The organism is Paenibacillus piscarius (genome assembly GCF_022234545.1).
GTDB classification, from domain to species: Bacteria; Bacillota; Bacilli; order Paenibacillales; family Paenibacillaceae; genus Paenibacillus_AQ; species Paenibacillus_AQ piscarius.
On the sequence record NZ_JAIEUI010000001.1, the window covers coordinates 452,819 to 471,617 of the forward strand.

Consider the following 18,799-nt stretch of genomic DNA (forward strand, 5'->3'; position numbering starts at 1 on the left):
ACCTCTTTCACATATGTTAAAAAATGGACAGGACCAGCCCGATGCCGGTCCCGATGGCAAACGCGGTCAGAAAGGCATCGGCACCTTTGGAAATGCCGGATACCAGATGTCCGGCCATCAAATCCCGGACGGCGTTGGTGATCAGCAGCCCCGGCACGAGCGGCATTACGCAGCCGATAATAATCTTGTCCATTTCCTGCCCGACTCCCAGCCTGACGGCAAAGAAAGCCAGCAGACCGATGATGAAGGAGGCGATGAATTCCGCGAAGAAGCGGATCTGCACCAGACGGTGAAGATAAGTGGCCGCTGCGAAGCCAGTGCCGGAGATCAGCAGCGACGGCAGGGCGTCCTGCACGCTGCCCTTGAACATAACGGTGAAGCAGGCTCCGGTCAAGGCGGCCGCTGCAATCTGCACCCATACCGGGTAAGCGTGGGCTGCGTCATCGACTGCGCCCAGACGTTCACGGGCTTCGGCGGCTGTGAGCTGGCGTTCGCTCAGCCGCCGGGAGATATCGTTGACCTCAGACACCTTCTGCAGATCGGTGGTCCGCTCGGCAATGCGGAACAGCTTCGCCGGCTCGGTCCGGCTGGTGGTGAACATAATGACCGTCGGGGTGACGTAGCTATGCGCACCGGGGAAGCCGAGCGCTGCCGCCATCCGGCTCATGGTGTCCTCCACACGGTAGGTCTCGGCCCCGCTCTGCAGCATGATTTTGCCCGCCAGCAGGCATAGGTCGATAATGTCATGCGTGGAAGTATTCGTATTGCTGTTGTTGCTTGTGCTATCCAACTTCGTCGATCCTCCCCGGGAATGTTATATATTCGATTGTCGCCGGAAAGTGTGAAAATTACAACCTTTATTGCAAATAATCTGACCAGGCCTGAATCAGTGCAGGAATACTTACTCATCGAGTGTGCATAACCCGGTGGCCACCCCGCCGGAGAGGATGGTCAGAATGGAATAAAAAAAGGTCTCCTTGGAGATCAGCAGCCCCCCGGCGCCGATAATCATGAAATCTGTCAGGAAAATGATAAGACCGACATTCAGGGGAACATAGCGTCTGATATATTTGGCCAGCAGGTCGGTTCCGCCAGTACTCGCCTTGAAGCGCAGCATCAGCCCAAGCCCGGTACCCATCAGGAAGCCGCCGAGAATCGCGCTTGAGATGGAGCCAAGCTCAATATAGTAGAGGAAGTAATACTGAAGCGGGTAGAGCAGCTCAATCAGGAAGGAGGAAGTCAGCAGGCCCAGAATGCTGCTATAGAAGATGTCCCGTTCCCGGAACCAGGCCAGCAGGAAGATCGGCAGGCTACAGAGCATAATGCACAGGCCGATGGCCGTGCCGGAGAGATAGTTAATGATCAGGGCGATGCCGATAATTCCTCCGTCGAGGATTTTGTAGGGGACTAAGAAGAAGTTGGTTCCGGTGGCAATCAGCAGGCTGGCCAGCAGAATCATAACATAGCTTGGATAGGATCGCATAATCAACCACTCCGGATTAAGGCATGTCTTAATTCATATGCGATCATTTGGAAAAAAATAGCTAAAAAATCTCGCTCACCGGGAGTAACGCTTACGGAAGCGCAGCGGAGAGATTCCGACCTTGCGGCTGAAGCGCCGGGAGAAGTAAGCGGTACTCTCGAAGCCGGTGCGTTCGGCAATTTCCCCAACTGGAATCTCGGTCTTCAGCAGCAGAAGCTTGGCCTGCTCCAGACGGTAATCAGTCAGGTACTCCATGGGCGTAAGCCCGTAGACGCGCTTCATGCAGCGGGCTAAATAATTGTAGTGAAAATGCAAAGCATCCGCCAGAGAGGTATTCGTCACCTCTTCCGCATAATGATTCCGCAGATAAGCCTCAGTCTGCTCAGCAATCTCAGCCGTCTGGCTTCCGGCCGTATCCTGCCGGGCCAGATCCATCGTCCGCAGCATCTCCTCGAAGATGCGCTGCTGCTGCCACACGGCACTAGAGCGCCTGCCCTGGTTCAGCTGCAGCAGCTGCGCGGCCTGGCCGCTCCGGGCGAAGGGAGCGGGAAGCGGGCCGAACTGGGGGATACGGACGGTATAAGGGTAAGTAAGGAACTGCCGGAAATGCTCCTCCCGGTCCGCATACACCGGCTCACCCGCAGATACTGTCCATTCTCCTACTGTGTGAAAATGAACCCAGATGAAGACCGTCTCTTCCTCACACGGCTGGACTGAATAATGATAGCGGTCAGGCAGCAGCAGCAGGGTATGCCCGGCGGATACTGCCCATTCGGTCTGCTCTTCTCCTATGTGCAGGCATCCCTGCTCCACGATAATCAGATCGAATTTGCCCATCCGGCTGCGGTTCGGATGCTGCTCTCCGGGCAAATAGACGGTACGGCCGCATTCCAGGAAATAAGGAAAGGGGGGCGCGGCAAAATGAATATAGGAAGGATTAGTTGTCATTAGCGGCTCCTTATATAGGCATATATGCTGTGTGAAATAGTACAAAAACGGGGTTGCTTATGCTGCTGTTTTTGTTACATTGTACCGTCTATAATGGCAATTAGCGAGTAAGAAATGCTGAGGAGGAGAGACGGCAATGAGTGAATTTGAAGTTGCAGAAGGCCGAAAGGTGTCCGTTCAGGATGAATTCTGGGACCGTTACATCCGGCTGGTGCAGGATACGGTTATTCCTTATCAATATGAGGCGCTTCATGACCGTGTGGCAGAGGCTGAACCGAGCTATGCCATTGCCAATTTTGAGATCGCTGCCGGAAGAAGAAAAGGCGAGTTCAGGGGCATGGTCTTCCAGGACAGCGATGTAGCCAAGTGGCTGGAGGCAGCGGGTTATTCTCTCAGCATCCGGCGGGACCCGGAGCTGGAGCGCCAGGCGGATGAGGTGATCGATCTGGTGGGAGAAGCGCAGCAGGCTGACGGATACCTGAATACGTATTTTACGGTCAAGGAGCCGGGCAAGCGCTGGACGAATCTCCAGGATTGCCATGAGCTGTATTGCGCCGGACATTTCATCGAAGCGGCCGTGGCTTATTATGAAGCGACCGGCAAGGACAAGCTGCTGAATATTATGCGCCGGATGGCTGACTATATAGATTCCGTCTTCGGACCGGAGGAAGGGAAGCTGAAGGGCTATGACGGCCATCAAGAGATTGAGCTGGCGCTGGTGAAGCTGTACCGGCTGACCGGGGAAGAGAAGTATCTGAAGCTTAGCCTGTTCTTCATTGACCAGCGGGGACAGGAGCCGAACTTCCTGCGTCAGGAGTGGGAGACCCGGGGCAGGATTACGCATTGGGGCGGCCGGACGAATCATATCGATACGGCCTATCATCAAGCCCATCTTCCGGTGCGTGAGCAGACGGTAGCTGTGGGTCACTCCGTCCGTGCCGTCTATATGTATACGGCCATGGCCGATCTGGCCCGCCTGACCGGAGATGAAGCATTACGTGAGGCTTGCGTGCGCCTGTGGAACAATATGACGGACAGACAGATGTACATCACCGGCGGGATCGGTTCCACGCATCATGGCGAAGCGTTCACCTTTGATTACGATTTGCCTAACGATACGGTTTATGCGGAGACCTGTGCTTCGATCGGGCTGATCTTTTTGGCCAAAAGCATGCTGGAATTGACTCCCGATAGCCGCTATGCCGATGTGATGGAGCGTGCGCTCTATAATAATGTTCTCGGCTCAATGGCGCAGGACGGCAAGCATTATTTCTACGTGAATCCGCTGGAGGTCTGGCCGCAGGCCTGCACCTGCAATCCCGGCAAACAGCATGTGAAGGCCCAGCGCCAGGGCTGGTTCGGCTGTGCCTGCTGCCCGCCGAATGTGGCACGCCTGCTGACCTCATTGAACCAATATATCTATACTCTACACAGCGATACGCTCTATACGAACCTGTATATCGGCAGTGAGCTTAAGACAACCCTGGGCGGAACAGAGGTGAAGATCACTCAGTCCAGCAAGCTTCCATGGGAGGGCGCAGTCACGCTGAAGGTTGAGCCTGCGGAAGCCGGAGAGTTCGGTATCGCCCTGCGTATTCCCTCGTGGAGCGCAGCGGGGAAGCTCCGGGTGAATGGCGAAGCCATCCCTGTTACTGAAGTTCTGGAGCAGGGTTACGCGGTAATCCGCAGGGAGTGGCAGCCTGGTGACACCGTGGAGCTGATTCTTCCAATGGAAGCGCACCGCGTATATGCCCATCCAAATCTCCGGGCGAATGCCGGGAAAACGGCGATTCAGCGCGGGCCGCTGGTCTATTGTCTGGAATCCGCAGATAACCGTGAGCCGTTAAGCTCGGTAACACTAAGCAGGGAGGGAGCGTTCACGGAAGCATACGATGAAGATCTGCTTGGCGGAGCGGTAGTGATCAGAGCAGCAGGCAGCCGGGTGGAGGCGCAGAGCTGGAGCGGCGGACTCTACAGCAGCACCAGGGCGGCGGTACAGCCGGTGGAAGTGACGGCGATTCCTTATTATCTGTGGGGCAACCGCGGCAGCGGTGAGATGAAGGTATGGATACCGGAGTAAATCCGGCGCCCGCCTTCCCGTAAACAAACAACCCGGCTGTACCGCCTTGGCGGACAACCGGGTTGTTATGCTTTTCTATAAGGGATAGATAATTAGCCGAGTGTGACTACAACCTGATGAACAGCACCGTCGCCCACAGGAGCGATAATGTTACCTTCCACGGCAGCACCGTCGAGGGTCAGGCTGGCTACGCCTTTGGACACATGATTCGGATTCTGAATCGAGATCACATAAGTGTCGCCACGGAAAACGCGGGTAATCTCGAAGCCGTCCCACTCCGCAGGGATACAAGGGTCCACCTTGAGTCCGGCGAAGTCGGCCTGAATGCCCAGGATCGACTGCGTAATGGCTACATAGTTCCATGCCGCCGTACCGGTCAGCCAGGAGTTCTTCGCTTCCCCGTGGCGCACCGCATCTTTACCGGCGATCATCTGGGAGTAGACGTAAGGCTCCATCCGGTGAATCTCACTGATGTCCTCCAGGTAAGCCGGAGCGATTTTGCGGTAGATGTCAAAAGCTCTGTTCCCGTTGCCGAGTACCGTCTCGGCAATCATGATCCACGGGTTGTTGTGGCAGAAGATACCGGCATTCTCTTTGTAGCCCGGAGGATACGTCGAGATTTCACCCAGGTTCACATAGTACTTGGAGTACGGAGGCTGTTGCAAAACGATGCCGTATTCCGTATCCAGATGCTCCTCCACAGATGCCAGGGCGCGGGCAGCTTCGCCGTTCTCCACACCGATTCCAGCCATGACGCAGATACCCTGCGGTTCAATGAAGATGCGGCCTTCTTCGTTCTCTTTGCTGCCGATCTTGTCGCCATAGTGGTCGTAAGCGCGCAGGAACCAGTCGCCGTCGAAGCCATGGGACAGGGTGATCTCCCGCATGTTCTCGATCTTCGCCACGGCATCGGCTGCTACAGCATCCAGTCCGCGCATCCGGCAGATTTCCGCATAGTCCGGTCCGACGAAGACGAACAGGCCGGCGATGAACACGGATTCCGCTACTCCGCCTGCGATATTCTCCGTGGTCTGGAACGATTCGCCAGGCTCCGTAGAGAAGCAGTTCAGGTTGAGACAGTCATTCCAGTCGGCGCGGCCGATCAGCGGCAGGCCATGAGGTCCGAGATTGTTCGTCACATGCTCGAAGGAGACCTTCAAGTGCTCGAACAGGGTAGCCGTGTGATCCGGGTTGCTGTCGAACGGAACCTGCTCATCCAGAATCGAGGTATCTCCGGTTTCCTTAATGTAAGCAGCCGTACCCAGAATCAGCCACAGCGGATCATCGTTGAAGCCGGAGCCGACTTCGTTGTTGCCCTTCTTGGTGAGCGGCTGGTATTGGTGATACGCGCTGCCGTCAGGGAATTGGGTCGCTGCAATATCCAGAATACGTTCTCTGGCACGCTCAGGAATCTGGTGGACGAAGCCTAGCAAGTCCTGATTGGAATCGCGGAAGCCCATGCCGCGGCCGATCCCGGATTCAAAGTAAGAGGCCGAACGGGACATATTGAACGTAACCATACACTGATACGGGTTCCAGATGTTGACCATGCGGTTCAGCTTGTCGTCTCCGCTCTGGATCTGGTATTTGGACAGCAGGTTATCCCAGTGTGCAGCCAGCACATCCAGGGCAGCATCAACCTGGGCATCGGTAGCGAACTGGTCGATGACAGCCTGGGCCGGTTTTTTGTTAATAACGTTCAGCGCTTCCCATTTCTCATCCTCCGGATTCTCAATATAGCCAAGGACGAAAATGAAGCTTTGCTCTTCACCCGGCTCCAGCGTGATGTCCAGAGCGTGGGAGCCGATCGGCGACCAGCCGCTGGCCATAGAATTAGTAGCTTCACCGGCAGCAACCGCCTGCGGAGCATCCAGACCATTGTACATGCCCACGAAGGATTCGCGGTCCGTATCGAAGCCGGCTATTTGCTTATTCACAGAGTAGAAGGCGTAGTGGTTTCTGCGTTCGCGGTACTCGGTTTTGTGATAAATAACGGAATCCTTCACTTCGACCTCACCGGTGCTGAGGTTGCGCTGGAAGTTGGTCATATCATCATTGGCATTCCACAGGCAGAACTCGGCAAAAGAGAACAGCTTCACGCTCTTCTTCGCATTGCCGGTATTCTTCACGATCAGGCGGTGCACTTCGGCATTGTGGCCCATCGGGACAAAAGCAAGCTGGTTCACGGAAATTCCGTTCCGCTCCCCGGTGATGGAGGTATAGCCGAGACCGTGGCGGCATTCGTAGAAGTCGAGGTCGCGTTTCACCGGCATCCAGCCCGGTGTCCAGAAATCCCCGCCATCATACAGGTAATAGTAACGCCCGCCGGTGTCCAGCGGAATATTGTTATACCGGTAACGGGTAAGTCTTCTCATGCGGGCGTCGCGGTAGAAGGTGTAACCCCCGGCAGTATTAGAGATGAGGCCGAAGAACTGCTCGTTGCCAAGGTAGTTAATCCAAGGATAAGGCGTCTTGGGGGTGTTGATTACATATTCCTTGCGGGTGTCGTCAAAGGTTCCGAATTTCATAAGAGACAAGTCTCCTTTCGATTGTGAACGCGCGTTTACAAGACGGAGAAAAAATTCCCTCCGGGCAAGGGATTTTTCTGTAACTATCTTACTAGGGAGTTCCTGGTTCTACGGCTTCGGCGGCTGGCAGGAATCTCTGGTAACCAGACGCGCCGGGAAGCTGATGGTGCTGAAGGTTGGCTGGCGGGAATCGCACAGCTCTATGACCTTCTCAACAGCAGCCTTAGACATCTCATAGATCGGCAGACGGACGGAGGTCAGCTTGGGATGAATCCTTGCGGCAAGCTGCACATCATCGAAGCCGGCAATGGAGATATCGTCCGGTACAGTGATGCCATGCTCCGAGAACGCTTCCATCGCCGAAATCGCCATGTCATCGTTGGAAGAGAAGAATGCGGTCGGCAGCGGGCCGCCGGAAGCCAGCAGCTTCTTGACCGCTTCATAGGCCGTTTCCTTCAAAAAATCACCCTGCAGCACGTAATCCTCATTCAGCGCAAGGCTATGACGGTTCAGCGTATCCACGTAAGCCATGTAACGCTCCCGTCCGGAGTAGGTGTTCATCCGCCCGCAGATGATGCCAATCTCCTTATGCCCGAGACCGATCAGGTACTCAATGGCTTCGGCTGTACCGTCATAATCCTTGGAATTGACAACGGCCAGATGATTGCGGTCCAGATGCTCGGCCATAATCTCCGAGATGTCATAATCGATCAGCACCAGCGGCGACTCCAGGCCGACCATCTCCCGCACAATGCCGATGTCCTTCTGGGTGCCGACGATGATGCCGCCGTCAATCCGCTTCTGCAGGAAGGCCTGCTTGACCTTCAGGAAGTCGTCGGGAGAGTAGACAGTGTGAATCAGAACATAACAGCCGCGGGCGTTCGCTGTATCGACCACAGCATCGACGAACGGGGCAAAGTAATTGTTCTGATAGATCCGCGTCGCATTCTCCTTCTCGTTCATGCTGATGGCAAACAGCCCGATCGTGTCGGTCTTCTTGCCGGCCAGAGCACGGGCGAAGCTGTTCGGCTCGTACTGATGCTGCTCGATCACCTTCAGCACCTTGGCCCGCGTCTCCTCAGGGACGTTGGAATAGTTGTTGATCACACGGGATACGGTGCTTCGCGAAACCCCGGCCAGCTTGGCAATATCCTCGCTTCGCATAATGTACCCCCTTTGCTGTAAACGCGCGTTTATGAGCTTATTGTAGAATAATCCGGTGCGGAAATCAATCATTTGTCCCGATATATTTAATGGTCATAGAACTTTGCTTTCTGTCTAGCTAATATGTCAAACTTATAGATGATTGGATGAATGTACCAAGCTGCATAAAAAGAAAGGGGTTGCGAACAAATTGTACTATAGAGGATTTGGCTCAATGCTTGCTGATGGGTTCGGAATGTTTGCTATTCTCATCTGGTTAACCGGCCTTGCGCTGGGCGTTTATCTGTTCATTCTGCTGGTAAAGCTGCTGCGCAGAGGGATCATCGCACTGGACTTGTACAACCATGCTAAGAATCTTGAAATCCGTGAGCGTTACGAGTCGGTACACCGGAGTGACAATATCTGAAGGTTTGCATCTGATGGCAGGATTGATTATACTCCCAATATGGAATATTCAAATTTGTCATATCTGGAGAGGAGTTTGAGCGAATGAAGAAGAAGATGGCTGCTACGTTGACTGCATTTGCCGTACTGGGAGCGATGGGAACAGGTGTGTATGCCGGTGCCAACCTGCAGGAAATCAAGGCGTATCTGAATCCAAGCATCAAATTCAAGATGAATGGCCAGCCGGTACAGCTTAAGAATGGCAGCGGTGCAGTGGTTGCACCAATTTCCTATAAGGACACAACCTATCTGCCAGTCCGTTCCGTATCTGACCTGCTTGGAGTCACTGTCAAGTTCGATGCCGCAACGAACACGATTTCCCTTGGAGAGCAGACGGCAGGTGTGCCGATTGCTACCGGTTTTGACAATATGTATCATACCAAGGACCCGAGCAAGACGGTTTACAAGGATAAGGATTACAAGGATGTATTCTTTGATGACGCAAAAAGCGACCGCGGCAGCTCCTTCATGCTGGAACCGGACAAAAAGTATCAGAAGCTCTATCTCCAGATCGCCGCAATCGGCGGAGAGATCAAAGACTTCACGATTCAGGATGCAGATACCAACACTGTGCTGAAGAAGCAGACCATTGACCCGGCCAGCGGGCTCACAACCATCGAAGTCGATATTGCCGGAGTGAGCAGCTTGTATCTCACTGGCGACGTGAAGAATGGAACCTCGGTCTTTGTACCGTTGACAACATCTTACTATAAATAATTTTTGAACTCATTTCAGCTTAACCCGGGAGCTTAGCTTCCGGGTTTTTTATGCTTTGGGTGGCCTGCTGTTTGGCAGAGCGGGAAAGTGGGTATTATCCAATAAGCCTTGGAAGCTAACTGGCTATGTAATTGTTCAACGATATCATGAGGAGTGAGAAGATGTACACCAAAAAACTAATAATGGCCTTATCCTTAACGTTGTCTCTGCTGGTCCTGAATGCGTGCAGCAATTCAGCGGATGCTCCACCTGCCGAACCGTCACCAGACTCTGCACCAACAGCTGAAGCGACAGTTGCTCCAGCTGCCTCTGACGAGCCGGAGCAGACACCGGAAGCAACGGATGAACCGGAGCAGACTCCGGAAGCATCGGCCGAGCCAGAACAGACGCCTGAACAATCGGACAGTGGCGGCAGCACGGCTTCCATCAGCGTAGATATTCCGAAAGAGCTGCCGAAGGATTTTCCGATGCCGGATAATGTAACAGAGAATGTGATGTCCACAACAGCGAAGGACGAAGGCAAAACATCGGTGATGCTGATCTACAGAACGTCCGATAGTATGGAAGCTGTGACGAAGCTCTATGATGATTATCTGTCTGCCCAGATGGGCGACCAGTCTGTGAAGACCATTGATGCGAAGAACCTGATCATTCAAGGCAAGACCAAGGACAACAAACACAGCTGGTCGGTTATTGCCGGGCCGCTTGCTTCCCAGGAGGGAATTGTCGAGGTTAATGTGCTCTGGTCTGAAATCTGATAGGTGCAGCGAGGCTGCTGTGAAGGCTGCTGTGCAAGATGAACATCCGCTTACCCCCCATTTCGGGTGGTTGGCGGATGTTTTTTTGCGGATCGGCAAAAAGTGTCGAAATTTGTAATTCTGTTGTATACGTTAGGCGGGGCGGGGATATATAATTAATCTTGTGAACGAAAATTAGTCAGGCGGTGTTTGGTTTGTCGTGGGAACCTGTAGGCTTTATGTTTTTCTCAACAATAGAGACGCTTGCGCTCTATTATCTGATTATGTCGCTGTTTCGGTTCAAATGGAGATGGTATATCTGGCAGGCCCTATTCGTCATCCTGCTGAACAACTTCCAGAGCTATCTGCTCCGCAATGAGCTGGGAATGTCGAATGTCGCACCATTGTTATTAATTCTGATCTTTATATTCTTTTTCAATGCTGTAGTCAGGATGCCTCTCGTCCTGTCAGTCATTGCAACCATATCGGGCTATGCCGTATTTGCTGTGATCCAGACGATAATCGTAATCCTTTTCTTTGGTTCCATTTCCAATATCAACAGTGTAATGGAAGGATATTTTCTTCAGCTAATGACAGCGGTAGTGGTCTTTGCAGCCTTCAGCTATTTTTACCGGAAAGGCAAAGGATTCACCTTCGATCTAAATAAGCTGCGGTTTAAATTAGAGGATGTCCTCCTGGCTGTGCTGATTGTTTGTTTCGTGATAGGGGTATCTGTACTGCTCTATTTCAATGACATCCTGTTAAATGCCGTGATTTTTCTGGTAATGTCTGTATTCCTTCTATATTATTCTACCCGGAAGGAGCGGGAAGATGCTTGAATTCATGTCCGGGAAGCTGGCACTCACGATTAAAAATATCGTTCCGGAGCATCCTGCCTCCTATGCTGTCCTGAAGTTTGCTATTAGCGTAGCGCTTAATGTTGTATTTATTATAGGGCTGACGCTGGGGATATCCCTTCTGACGGACAGGACGAGTGAAGCGCTACAGATTCTGATCTCCTTTGCTTTATTGCGCCAGGTATCCGGTGGAGCCCATCTTAAATCGGGTATGGCCTGTATCCTGTTTACGGTAACCTTGTTCACGATTCTCTCCTTTGTAGAGGTCAGCTCCCTATACGTTATGCTGATGAATGCAGTAAGTCTATTAATGGTTCAATGGCTTGCACCCATTGGGATAGAACGTCAGACCCGGATTCCCAGACAGCACTGGCCTAAGCTCAAGATCATAGCGCTGCTGCTGGTGGCTGCGAATATGTTTATAGGATCTCCTGTTATAGCAGTCAGCTTTATGGCACAATCCCTTAGTCTGATTATCGCTAGAAGGGAGGTGAACACCTGATGATGAAATCCTTGCAGCGTAAAGCAGTGTACAAGCTTGCTTCCGGACTATCTGCCATGGCAGCTATTCTTGTGCTGGTTACAGCCAGTGTACTTTACATTAACCAACCAGAAGTTCCAGAAGAGTTACTTAAATAACATTGGAGTTGATCCCTTTGAGTGCTATATCTGTTACTAAAGACACAGAGGGAAACACTGGTGTATTCTTACTCGATATTGCAAAAATAACGTTTATGGAATTTGAACGGTCTATCTATCGGATTATTGTCCATACGTACGATCAAACCTTTTATACAGTAGGTACGCTGAAATATTGGCTGAATACGCTGGCCAGTTCAGGATATCATTTCGTTCTAGCGGATAGGAACACGTTAATTCAGGTTTCTAATATTATCCGGTTGGATAAAACATTTCATATTGCTTATTTTGGAGAAGACCATAAGGGAATCGAACAGAAGTGTTTCCTTTCTGACAAGGGTTATAAAGAAATTCATAAATACGTAAAGACATCCGAATCGGATATTCAATTGGTGGAGCTGCCTCAGTGGTAGCTTTATTTTTTTGGGGAGGCTGACCCTGTACAGTTCTGACTGTATGCGGGCCAGCCTATTTTAGGTTAACTTAGTCCGTAGCTAATTTGGAATACATACAGAGATCAATGAACGCGCCTTTGGAGCGCTCGCATTGCCGCAGGGTTCCTTCCAGCGTGAAATGTAATTTCTCCAGGACTTTGATGGAATTGAGATTCGCAGGCTCGACCTTTGCCTCTATTCTGTTGAAGCCCAGGGTAAGAAACGCATAATGGGTTAAAGCGTTAATGGCTTCAGGCGCATAGCCTTGACCCCAGTATTCCCGGCCGAGGTCATAACCGATTTCGGTTCGGGCGTTGTCGTAATCCAGCATATTGTAACCGCATGAGCCGATAATCAGTCCCGACTTGGATTCAATGATGGAATAACGAATGGCTTGATTCTCTGAAGCTAACTTATCCAGCAGTTCGATCATTTCCACGGCCTGGCTTTCGTCTGTGAAGCTAGTGATATTCATGTACCGCGCGACTTCAGGGTCTGACCAGATGGAGAACAGGCTGGCTGAATCGGCGGTGCTCATCTTTTTTAACACTAATCTCCCGGTTTGCAGTTCGGCTCGTAATTCAGTAATCATCAATGTGTTACCTCCATTAAATGTATATGGTGTTTGTGAGGTACGACAATTGATATCTGCGCATAGTTCAGTCCTTTCACGGGTGGGATGACTTTATTATAAAGTATCATTGAGGCTGCTTGCCCCAGAACCGGAGCGTCTTCAACAAAACTTCACAAAGAAGGGGTGTCTGCTTGGTGTCCGCTTGTAATCTATTAACATATTCTATGTATTGTGAGAACGAAGTCAACCTAGGTGATTTTGTTTCTCTCAAAAATATTTAGGAGGTTAGTTTATGCCGCATAAACTATCATCTGCACATCTGATCAACCAGGGAGATACTTCGATTTATTATCCGGGTACCTCTACTCCGGCTTTTACAGATGCGAACTTTTATAAAAAATGCGGAAAAACCGCAGCGGGCGGAGACATCAAGAAATATGGCTGTGCCATTTGTGATCTGGCTATGTTTATTCTGTATAAAGGCGGTCTCTCCAATACAACTAAATCCAATGTCTATTATGCTGTTGTGGAAGCCACTACCAAGGGAACAAATAATGCTGCCGATTTCACGGCCACTGGATTCACTGCGAAAATAGGTAATCAGAGCATCAGTGTAGGCATTACGCCAATTCCTGATGTATCTGAAGAAGCGGAAAAAGGAAGCATATGCATGATGAGACTCAAGGAAGGTTCCAACTCTCACTATGTCATTGTGGACGGGCATACTTCCTCTGCTTCAGGTTTTGATAAATATCTGGTGTGTGATCCCGATGGCGGGGTCCAGAAGACCTTGACGGCAACTATGCAAAAAAGAGGGTTTACGGTTAGTGCCTCCGTAATTACTGAGAGATATAAGCTTAGTTAATGAAAGTCATTAACTGATTCATTTCAATACTTCACAAGAAGCAGGTTGCCCCTGTCCAGGGATGCGGCCTGTTTCTTGTTGCATCTAACATGGTAAAGTTTAGGTAAAAACATCTGGAGGCCATTATGAGGAAAATTGTACTGGGATTATTGTTCTTACTTATATTAACGGCTTGTGGAGATTCAAAAGGTGGAGTGACCACTAAAGACTTGGCGATCCAAAAGGCGAACGATAGTAAGGCTGTAGTTCAATATGGAATGAGCCGGACGGAAGCAGAAGAGGTGCTTGGCATGGGAGAGGATAAGGGAATCCCTAATTCGGTGATGTATGATTCCGGCGTAGGCATAATGTACCGTGAGGATAAGGTGGCAGGCATTACGCTGGGGAAGGAATCCAAAGATGCGTACGAAACCGCCGGCGGCTTCAAAATCGGCATGTCCAAAGATGAGTTCAAACAAATCTATGGCGAACAATATCTGAAGGATATGGAGAGCAACCTGGATTATGCTTACGATTCAAACAACAAACGTTATTTGCAGGAAAAAGAATGGGTAGCCAAATCTGAAGATGATACGAAAATATATGTCATTTCAGGGATGTTCAACGGTAAGGGTGAAGCGGACGGCATTGTACTGGTGGATAAACGGATGACGATGACGTTTAGGTAAATATCCGGAGAGAATGGGAGGTGCTGATGATGAACGAACCTGTGTGTATGGGGTAGCAAAAATAGCGGAAGCTAAGGGGCGGTCTGAAGGTGAGGCCAAAGGGAAGTTCGAGACTCAAAACGAGATGGCGCAAAAAATGCTTGCTCTAGGTGTTGAGCGCTGCTTACTCCAAATTTATAAAAATATCTTGCCATTCCCTTACCTCCTGTGGTATATTAAATTTCGTTGCAGGACGGTAGCTCAGCGGGAGAGCACTATCTTGACAGGGTAGGGGTCATGGGTTCGAACCCCATCCGTCCTATATTTTCAATCATAGTAAGGGTTTGAAGCATATTCTTCCCTTATCTATAATTAGTGGTCACACTGTGACACGTTTATAACTGAAGAAGCCATCATCTTTAAGGACACAATTCCTTCAAAGGTGGTGGCTTTTTATGTTGATGAAGTTTGCATTATCCGAGTTTAAATCTGACCGCATCTATTAGAAGCTTATATTTCGGTCATCAACATACTGTCTTTGCACAAGGATACAGATGGTATAAGTCGAATTTCACAAACCGATATCGCCAATATGCTAGACGTATCACAAACGGCAGTTGCAAAAAGGTTCAAGAATCTGATTAAGTTCGGTGCGATAAAAAAGGCTGGCCCAAGGAATGCCTATATGATCCTAAGGACAGATTTGTTTAATCATAGCCCAATCGGATTGCTTTATAAAGGGTATCTAACATATCTAATCACATAGCTTGGAGTGATGTCTATTGGACGAAATCAGTCACCAAAAACTAGCGGATGCACGAGAGGTAATGATTGCAGGTCGATTAATGTTGCTCGGTTACACCGTGAGTCGTCCGCTTTCTGGAGCAAGCAGATATGATCTAATTGCTGAAAAGAATGGGAAGTTTATCAAAATCCAAGTAAAGAGTCTTTAACGTGATTCTGCCTACAAGGATTCACCAATCACTTACCCTGTTTACCTACTTGAAGCCTACTCTTTGAATCCAGTGAATGGTGTGAAAAAGTTATACTCCTATACGGAGGTTGATGTAATTGTTGGATATAACCATGAAGAAAATTGCTTTGCCGCTGTACCGTTAAGCAGTTTCAATGGAAAGATGACAGGTGTTGTGCATTCTATACAAGGGCATCGGTATGTTTAGCATATTTAAATACCCCCTATCGGATATTTGGCTACAGATTTGGACGAATACGAAGGGTTACATGAATTGACTCAGTATTGCGGAACTCGTTTAGTTGACGATGCAGAAATACCGTTCAGAGTTGATATGATCCAATCTGAATATTGGCCTGAGGTTGGCGAGAATAATTTCGTTATGGGGGGAGAAAGTTTGGGGAATGGAGTGTCTGCCCGACCTCGTAACAAGCGAAAGTAGTATATAGGTTAAAAGACAAAGGCTGCGTGAGAAATATCCCACACAGCCTTTAATATTTAATGTGTTTTCCTCAGCGTTTTCAATTGATCGAAAGAAAGTCCTGTCAGTTCCGCAACTGTTGCAATGTCCATTCCTTTAGCCAGCATCTTTTGAGCCACTTCAAATTTTCCTTCCATCCTGGCACCTTCCAACATCGAGGCTTCATCATGAAGCGCTTTTTGCCTCATCTCATACAGACGCCTTGCTTCTGCATCTTGGCTTAGATATTCCAGTGCAGTCATTGCTTTACCCAAGGCAGGTTCGTTCACTTTCAACACCTCCCAGTTTGTCGTATCTTTGCTTTTCAGGAATAGCAGCCAATTGAGCAGGCCGCCTTCATTCGGTATATTTTGCGTACTTAACTTGGATAGCTCCATGATATGGATTTCAATGTCATCAATCAGTGCAATCCCGCTGTGGTCTTCCCGTAGATGAAAGACGCTGTGGTATCGGTCATTGGGGAGAATGTAGAAATTCAGGATGTTGATCGTGACGCATTTTCGAAGTTGCTTGTAGGATTGCCCTTCTTCAAGCTGCCCTGCGTATTGCTTACTCCAATAGTATAGCGTCCGCTTCTCGTTGTCGTATTTGTTGAACAGTTGCATTTCGACGTTAATTAACTTTCCTTCTGTCGTTCTGGCTTGGATATCGAAGATGAATTGCTTGTCGCGCGGTGAATCCTTGTCCGTGTAGGGGTTCATTAATATGATCTCTGTTAGCGGTGGTTCGCCAGATTCCATGAAAGTTCTGTTAAGGAAAGCAAGTAGAATATCCTTGTTCTCCTCGCTGCCGAAGATACGTTTAAAAACGAAATCGTTCTTGGGGTCAAGTAGGTCATGCATTCGAATCAACTCCAATCCTTATCATCATTATTATACTATGATTCCCATCTAAGTACATAATTCGCTTCAAACAGTAGGAGCCTGATAAAGAGTAAACTGCTGCTGATCGGCAAATCTTAAAACCGAATATGGTAGCATACACAAAATAACTGGCGGAGTCCACAGGTTATATCACTATTCAACTGCTTGATTTACAAGCCTCCAGGATATCTTCGAACAGCAACACGGCACCATCTATATGGTATATTACAATCATAGCGTTAAACTGGAAGATACATTCATTCTATCGGCTAAACATCATTCGTATGAATCAAAAGGTGGAATTCTCTTATGAAATGGAAGGGATCAGAAAATTCAGAGAGTTGCCGCAGGCGGTGACGTATCCGGGAATATACCCTGTCTTATTAGCCAGAGTGAACGAATATATCATCAAGCGGTGAGAGGAGGCGAGGTGCATGACTCAAGAGATTACAAGATTTAAGCGCCTTGGCGCATACCTCAGATCCCGGCGGGACCGTCTTCAGCCTGAAGCGGCGGGGATTAAGGAAACGGGGAGTCAACGCAGAACCCCGGGGCTGCGGCGGGAGGAAGTTGCTGTTCTGGCCGGTCTTAGCAGCACTTATTATACTTGGCTCGAACAAGGCAGAGAGGTTACCGCCTCCAGAGAGGTCATGGAGAGTCTTAGTCAGGCTCTGCGGTTGTCGGCAGATGAGCGGAAGCATCTGTTCGAGCTGTGGAATCCGGGCCTGCCGGATACGATTGCTTCTATTAATGAGGCGAGGCCCGGGCTGAATCCGCAATGGCGGGATATTATCCGCCAGTTGTCGTATCCGGCTTTTATTACGAATGAGCGGTCCGAGGTGCTGGCCTGGAATGATATGGCATGTAAAGTGCTCAGCAATTTCGAGATTCTGCCTGCTTCTGACCGTATTATGATGCGCCAGCTGTTCCTTGATCCGGAGCTACGGCGGCGGATGGTGAACTGGGAGGAATTCGCTCTTCATTCCGTGGCGGTATACCGGACCTATTATGACTTGAACCTGCACGATCCCTGGCATAAGGAGATGGTCCAGCAGCTCTGTGGTGAGAGCGCAGACTTCTTGAGGATGTGGAAGCAACACGATATCCAGCACAAAAGGGTGAACCGTGTAGTCATCCTGAATCTGGATACGAATCAGCCGGTTACTTACGATGTGAATTCTATGGCGAATCTGGCGGATCATCCGGGTGTACATGTTTGTATCTATACGCCTGTCTCCGTCTAACAGACCATCTTCAGAATCCGTTTGCCTGATAGGGCTGCTTATTGCTTCCTGGTAATGATCTTACTAGCATGAACGTACTGTGGCTGCTCTAAGGCAGGACAGGTAGAATAAGGGCATGTTCACTAATATCTTTTACAGGGAAAAGAGGGAGACCATTCATGCAAACCAGAACACTCGGCAACACAGGACTGACCGTATCCGCAATGGGACTTGGAACGATGATGATGCCGGACAATGAAGAGTCGGTACAGACCATTCATGGCGCACTAGACCTTGGAGTTACCCTGCTGGACACAGCGGATATCTACGGAGACTTCCTGCAGCAGCGCTTTGGCGGCAATGAGCGGCTCGTGGGACGGGCGCTTAAGGGCCGGAGAGACCAGGCAGTGGTGGCAACCAAATTCGGTATCACGCATACCCAGGGACCCAAGGGAGACCCCGCCTATATCAAAAAATCCGTAGATGCCAGCCTCTATCATCTCGGTATGGACTACATTGATCTGTACTATCAGCACCGGCCAGACCCCAATACTCCTATTGAGGAGACAATGGGGACGCTGGCTGAGCTCGTCAAGGAAGGCAAAATCCGCTATATCGGCTTATCTGAGGTGTCAACTGAGCTGATCCGCCGTGCCCATGCTGTGCATCCGGTCACTGCACTGCAGACGGAATTCTCGCTCTGGAGCCGTGAGGTGGAGGACGAAATTCTGCCGCTGGTCAAGGAGCTGGGCATCGGCTTTGTGGCCTATAGCCCGCTGGGCCGCGGATTTCTGACGGGTCAAATCAAGAGCTTCGATGATCTTCCAGAGGATGACTACCGGCGCCATTACCCGCGGTTCCAGGGAGAGAACTTCGCCCGGAATCTGGAGGTGGTCTCGCTGATTGAGCAGATGGCAGCGGAGAAGGGCTGTGCTCCGGCCCAGCTTGCACTGGCCTGGCTTCTGGCCCAAGGCGAGCAGATTGTGCCCATCCCAGGAACCAAGCGGCTCACGCGTGTACAAGAGAACCTTGGCGCGCTCCAGGTTACCCTGACGGCGGAGGATCTCGCACTCATTGAGCGGATCTCCCCGAAGGGAGTTGCAGCCGGAGAGCGTTATCCGGGCCAGAATTAATTCATTACT

At 50.2% G+C, this 18,799-nt stretch carries 20 protein-coding genes, 1 tRNA gene and 1 pseudogene; 15 read left to right on the forward strand and 7 right to left on the reverse strand.

The features are described 5' to 3' along the window. Positions 1–16: 16 nt before the first annotated feature. The 3 genes from K1558_RS01960 to K1558_RS01970 all read right to left on the reverse strand — a co-directional run bounded on the left by K1558_RS01960 (position 17) and on the right by K1558_RS01970 (position 2,431). Positions 17–790, reverse strand: coding sequence for a threonine/serine exporter family protein (locus K1558_RS01960; protein WP_238649686.1), 774 nt, complete (start codon positions 788–790; stop codon positions 17–19). Positions 791–901: 111 nt separating this feature from the next. Continuing rightward, positions 902–1,483 carry a YitT family protein gene (locus K1558_RS01965; RefSeq protein WP_238649687.1) on the reverse strand — a complete coding sequence of 194 codons (582 nt, stop codon included), beginning with the start codon at positions 1,481–1,483 and terminating at the stop codon, positions 902–904. Positions 1,484–1,558: 75 nt separating this feature from the next. Continuing rightward, complete coding sequence (locus tag K1558_RS01970) at positions 1,559–2,431, reverse strand: helix-turn-helix transcriptional regulator (RefSeq protein ID WP_238649688.1); 873 nt, start codon at positions 2,429–2,431, stop codon at positions 1,559–1,561. Positions 2,432–2,567: 136 nt separating this feature from the next. On the opposite strand from K1558_RS01970, the gene K1558_RS01975 reads away from it, so the two are divergent. Then, a complete protein-coding gene (locus K1558_RS01975; protein ID WP_238649689.1) occupies positions 2,568–4,511 on the forward strand; it encodes a glycoside hydrolase family 127 protein in 1,944 nt (647 codons plus the stop codon). 92 nt (positions 4,512–4,603) lie between these two features. Here the strand turns inward: K1558_RS01975 and K1558_RS01980 are convergent, their stop codons facing one another. Together K1558_RS01980 and K1558_RS01985 are read right to left on the reverse strand one after the other, a co-directional pair. Further along, positions 4,604–7,039 (reverse strand): glycoside hydrolase family 94 protein, encoded by a 2,436-nt coding sequence (locus K1558_RS01980; RefSeq protein ID WP_238649690.1) that lies wholly within the window; start codon positions 7,037–7,039, stop codon positions 4,604–4,606. 108 nt (positions 7,040–7,147) lie between these two features. Continuing rightward, complete coding sequence (locus tag K1558_RS01985) at positions 7,148–8,275, reverse strand: LacI family DNA-binding transcriptional regulator (RefSeq protein ID WP_274528330.1); 1,128 nt, start codon at positions 8,273–8,275, stop codon at positions 7,148–7,150. A gap of 142 nt (positions 8,276–8,417) precedes the next feature. On the opposite strand from K1558_RS01985, the gene K1558_RS01990 reads away from it, so the two are divergent. The 7 genes from K1558_RS01990 (at position 8,418) to K1558_RS02020 (ending at position 12,010) form a co-directional block, all read left to right on the forward strand. Continuing rightward, positions 8,418–8,609, forward strand: a complete 192-nt coding sequence (locus K1558_RS01990; RefSeq protein ID WP_238649692.1) for a hypothetical protein — start codon at positions 8,418–8,420, stop codon at positions 8,607–8,609. Positions 8,610–8,692: 83 nt separating this feature from the next. After that, on the forward strand, positions 8,693–9,364 hold the full coding sequence (locus K1558_RS01995; protein ID WP_238649693.1) for a stalk domain-containing protein: 672 nt from the start codon (positions 8,693–8,695) through the stop codon (positions 9,362–9,364). 161 nt (positions 9,365–9,525) lie between these two features. Next, positions 9,526–10,122, forward strand: a complete 597-nt coding sequence (locus tag K1558_RS02000; protein ID WP_238649694.1) for a hypothetical protein — start codon at positions 9,526–9,528, stop codon at positions 10,120–10,122. 194 nt (positions 10,123–10,316) lie between these two features. Beyond that, complete coding sequence (locus K1558_RS02005; RefSeq protein ID WP_238649695.1) at positions 10,317–10,940, forward strand: hypothetical protein; 624 nt, start codon at positions 10,317–10,319, stop codon at positions 10,938–10,940. Then, positions 10,933–11,460, forward strand: coding sequence for an accessory gene regulator ArgB-like protein (locus tag K1558_RS02010; protein WP_238649696.1), 528 nt, complete (start codon positions 10,933–10,935; stop codon positions 11,458–11,460). The genes K1558_RS02005 and K1558_RS02010 overlap by 8 nt, the downstream gene beginning before the upstream one ends. Further along, a complete protein-coding gene (locus tag K1558_RS02015; RefSeq protein ID WP_083677765.1) occupies positions 11,460–11,597 on the forward strand; it encodes a cyclic lactone autoinducer peptide in 138 nt (45 codons plus the stop codon). The genes K1558_RS02010 and K1558_RS02015 overlap by 1 nt, the downstream gene beginning before the upstream one ends. 17 nt (positions 11,598–11,614) lie before the next feature. Then, positions 11,615–12,010 (forward strand): LytTR family transcriptional regulator DNA-binding domain-containing protein, encoded by a 396-nt coding sequence (locus K1558_RS02020; protein ID WP_238649697.1) that lies wholly within the window; start codon positions 11,615–11,617, stop codon positions 12,008–12,010. A gap of 70 nt (positions 12,011–12,080) precedes the next feature. Here K1558_RS02020 and K1558_RS02025 read toward each other — a convergent pair whose 3' ends face one another. Next, the gene (locus tag K1558_RS02025) at positions 12,081–12,623 is read right to left on the reverse strand and encodes a GNAT family N-acetyltransferase (protein ID WP_238650002.1); all 543 of its coding nucleotides are present in this window, start codon (positions 12,621–12,623) and stop codon (positions 12,081–12,083) included. A 274-nt stretch (positions 12,624–12,897) separates the two neighbouring features. On the opposite strand from K1558_RS02025, the gene K1558_RS02030 reads away from it, so the two are divergent. From K1558_RS02030 to K1558_RS02045, 5 genes and pseudogenes are all read left to right on the forward strand, one after another. Further along, a complete protein-coding gene (locus K1558_RS02030) occupies positions 12,898–13,470 on the forward strand; it encodes a hypothetical protein (protein WP_238649698.1) in 573 nt (190 codons plus the stop codon). Positions 13,471–13,664: 194 nt separating this feature from the next. Further along, positions 13,665–14,138 (forward strand): hypothetical protein, encoded by a 474-nt coding sequence (locus K1558_RS02035; RefSeq protein WP_238649699.1) that lies wholly within the window; start codon positions 13,665–13,667, stop codon positions 14,136–14,138. 229 nt (positions 14,139–14,367) lie between these two features. Further along, positions 14,368–14,439: transfer RNA gene (locus K1558_RS02040), tRNA-Val, on the forward strand. Positions 14,440–14,655: 216 nt separating this feature from the next. Continuing rightward, positions 14,656–14,883, forward strand: a complete 228-nt coding sequence (locus tag K1558_RS33145; protein ID WP_420800392.1) for a winged helix-turn-helix transcriptional regulator — start codon at positions 14,656–14,658, stop codon at positions 14,881–14,883. 16 nt (positions 14,884–14,899) lie between these two features. After that, positions 14,900–15,298 (forward strand): annotated as a pseudogene (locus K1558_RS02045) (group I intron-associated PD-(D/E)XK endonuclease). A gap of 290 nt (positions 15,299–15,588) precedes the next feature. Here the strand turns inward: K1558_RS02045 and K1558_RS02050 are convergent. Further along, positions 15,589–16,413: an Rpn family recombination-promoting nuclease/putative transposase gene (locus K1558_RS02050; RefSeq protein ID WP_238649700.1), complete on the reverse strand. Its 825-nt coding sequence runs from the start codon at positions 16,411–16,413 to the stop codon at positions 15,589–15,591. 455 nt (positions 16,414–16,868) lie between these two features. Between K1558_RS02050 and K1558_RS02055 the strand changes: the two genes are divergently transcribed. Both K1558_RS02055 and K1558_RS02060 read left to right on the forward strand, forming a co-directional pair. Beyond that, positions 16,869–17,678, forward strand: coding sequence for a helix-turn-helix transcriptional regulator (locus tag K1558_RS02055; RefSeq protein ID WP_238649701.1), 810 nt, complete (start codon positions 16,869–16,871; stop codon positions 17,676–17,678). Between the two features lie 158 nt (positions 17,679–17,836). Further along, positions 17,837–18,790 (forward strand): aldo/keto reductase, encoded by a 954-nt coding sequence (locus K1558_RS02060; protein WP_238649702.1) that lies wholly within the window; start codon positions 17,837–17,839, stop codon positions 18,788–18,790. Positions 18,791–18,799 lie beyond the last annotated feature (9 nt).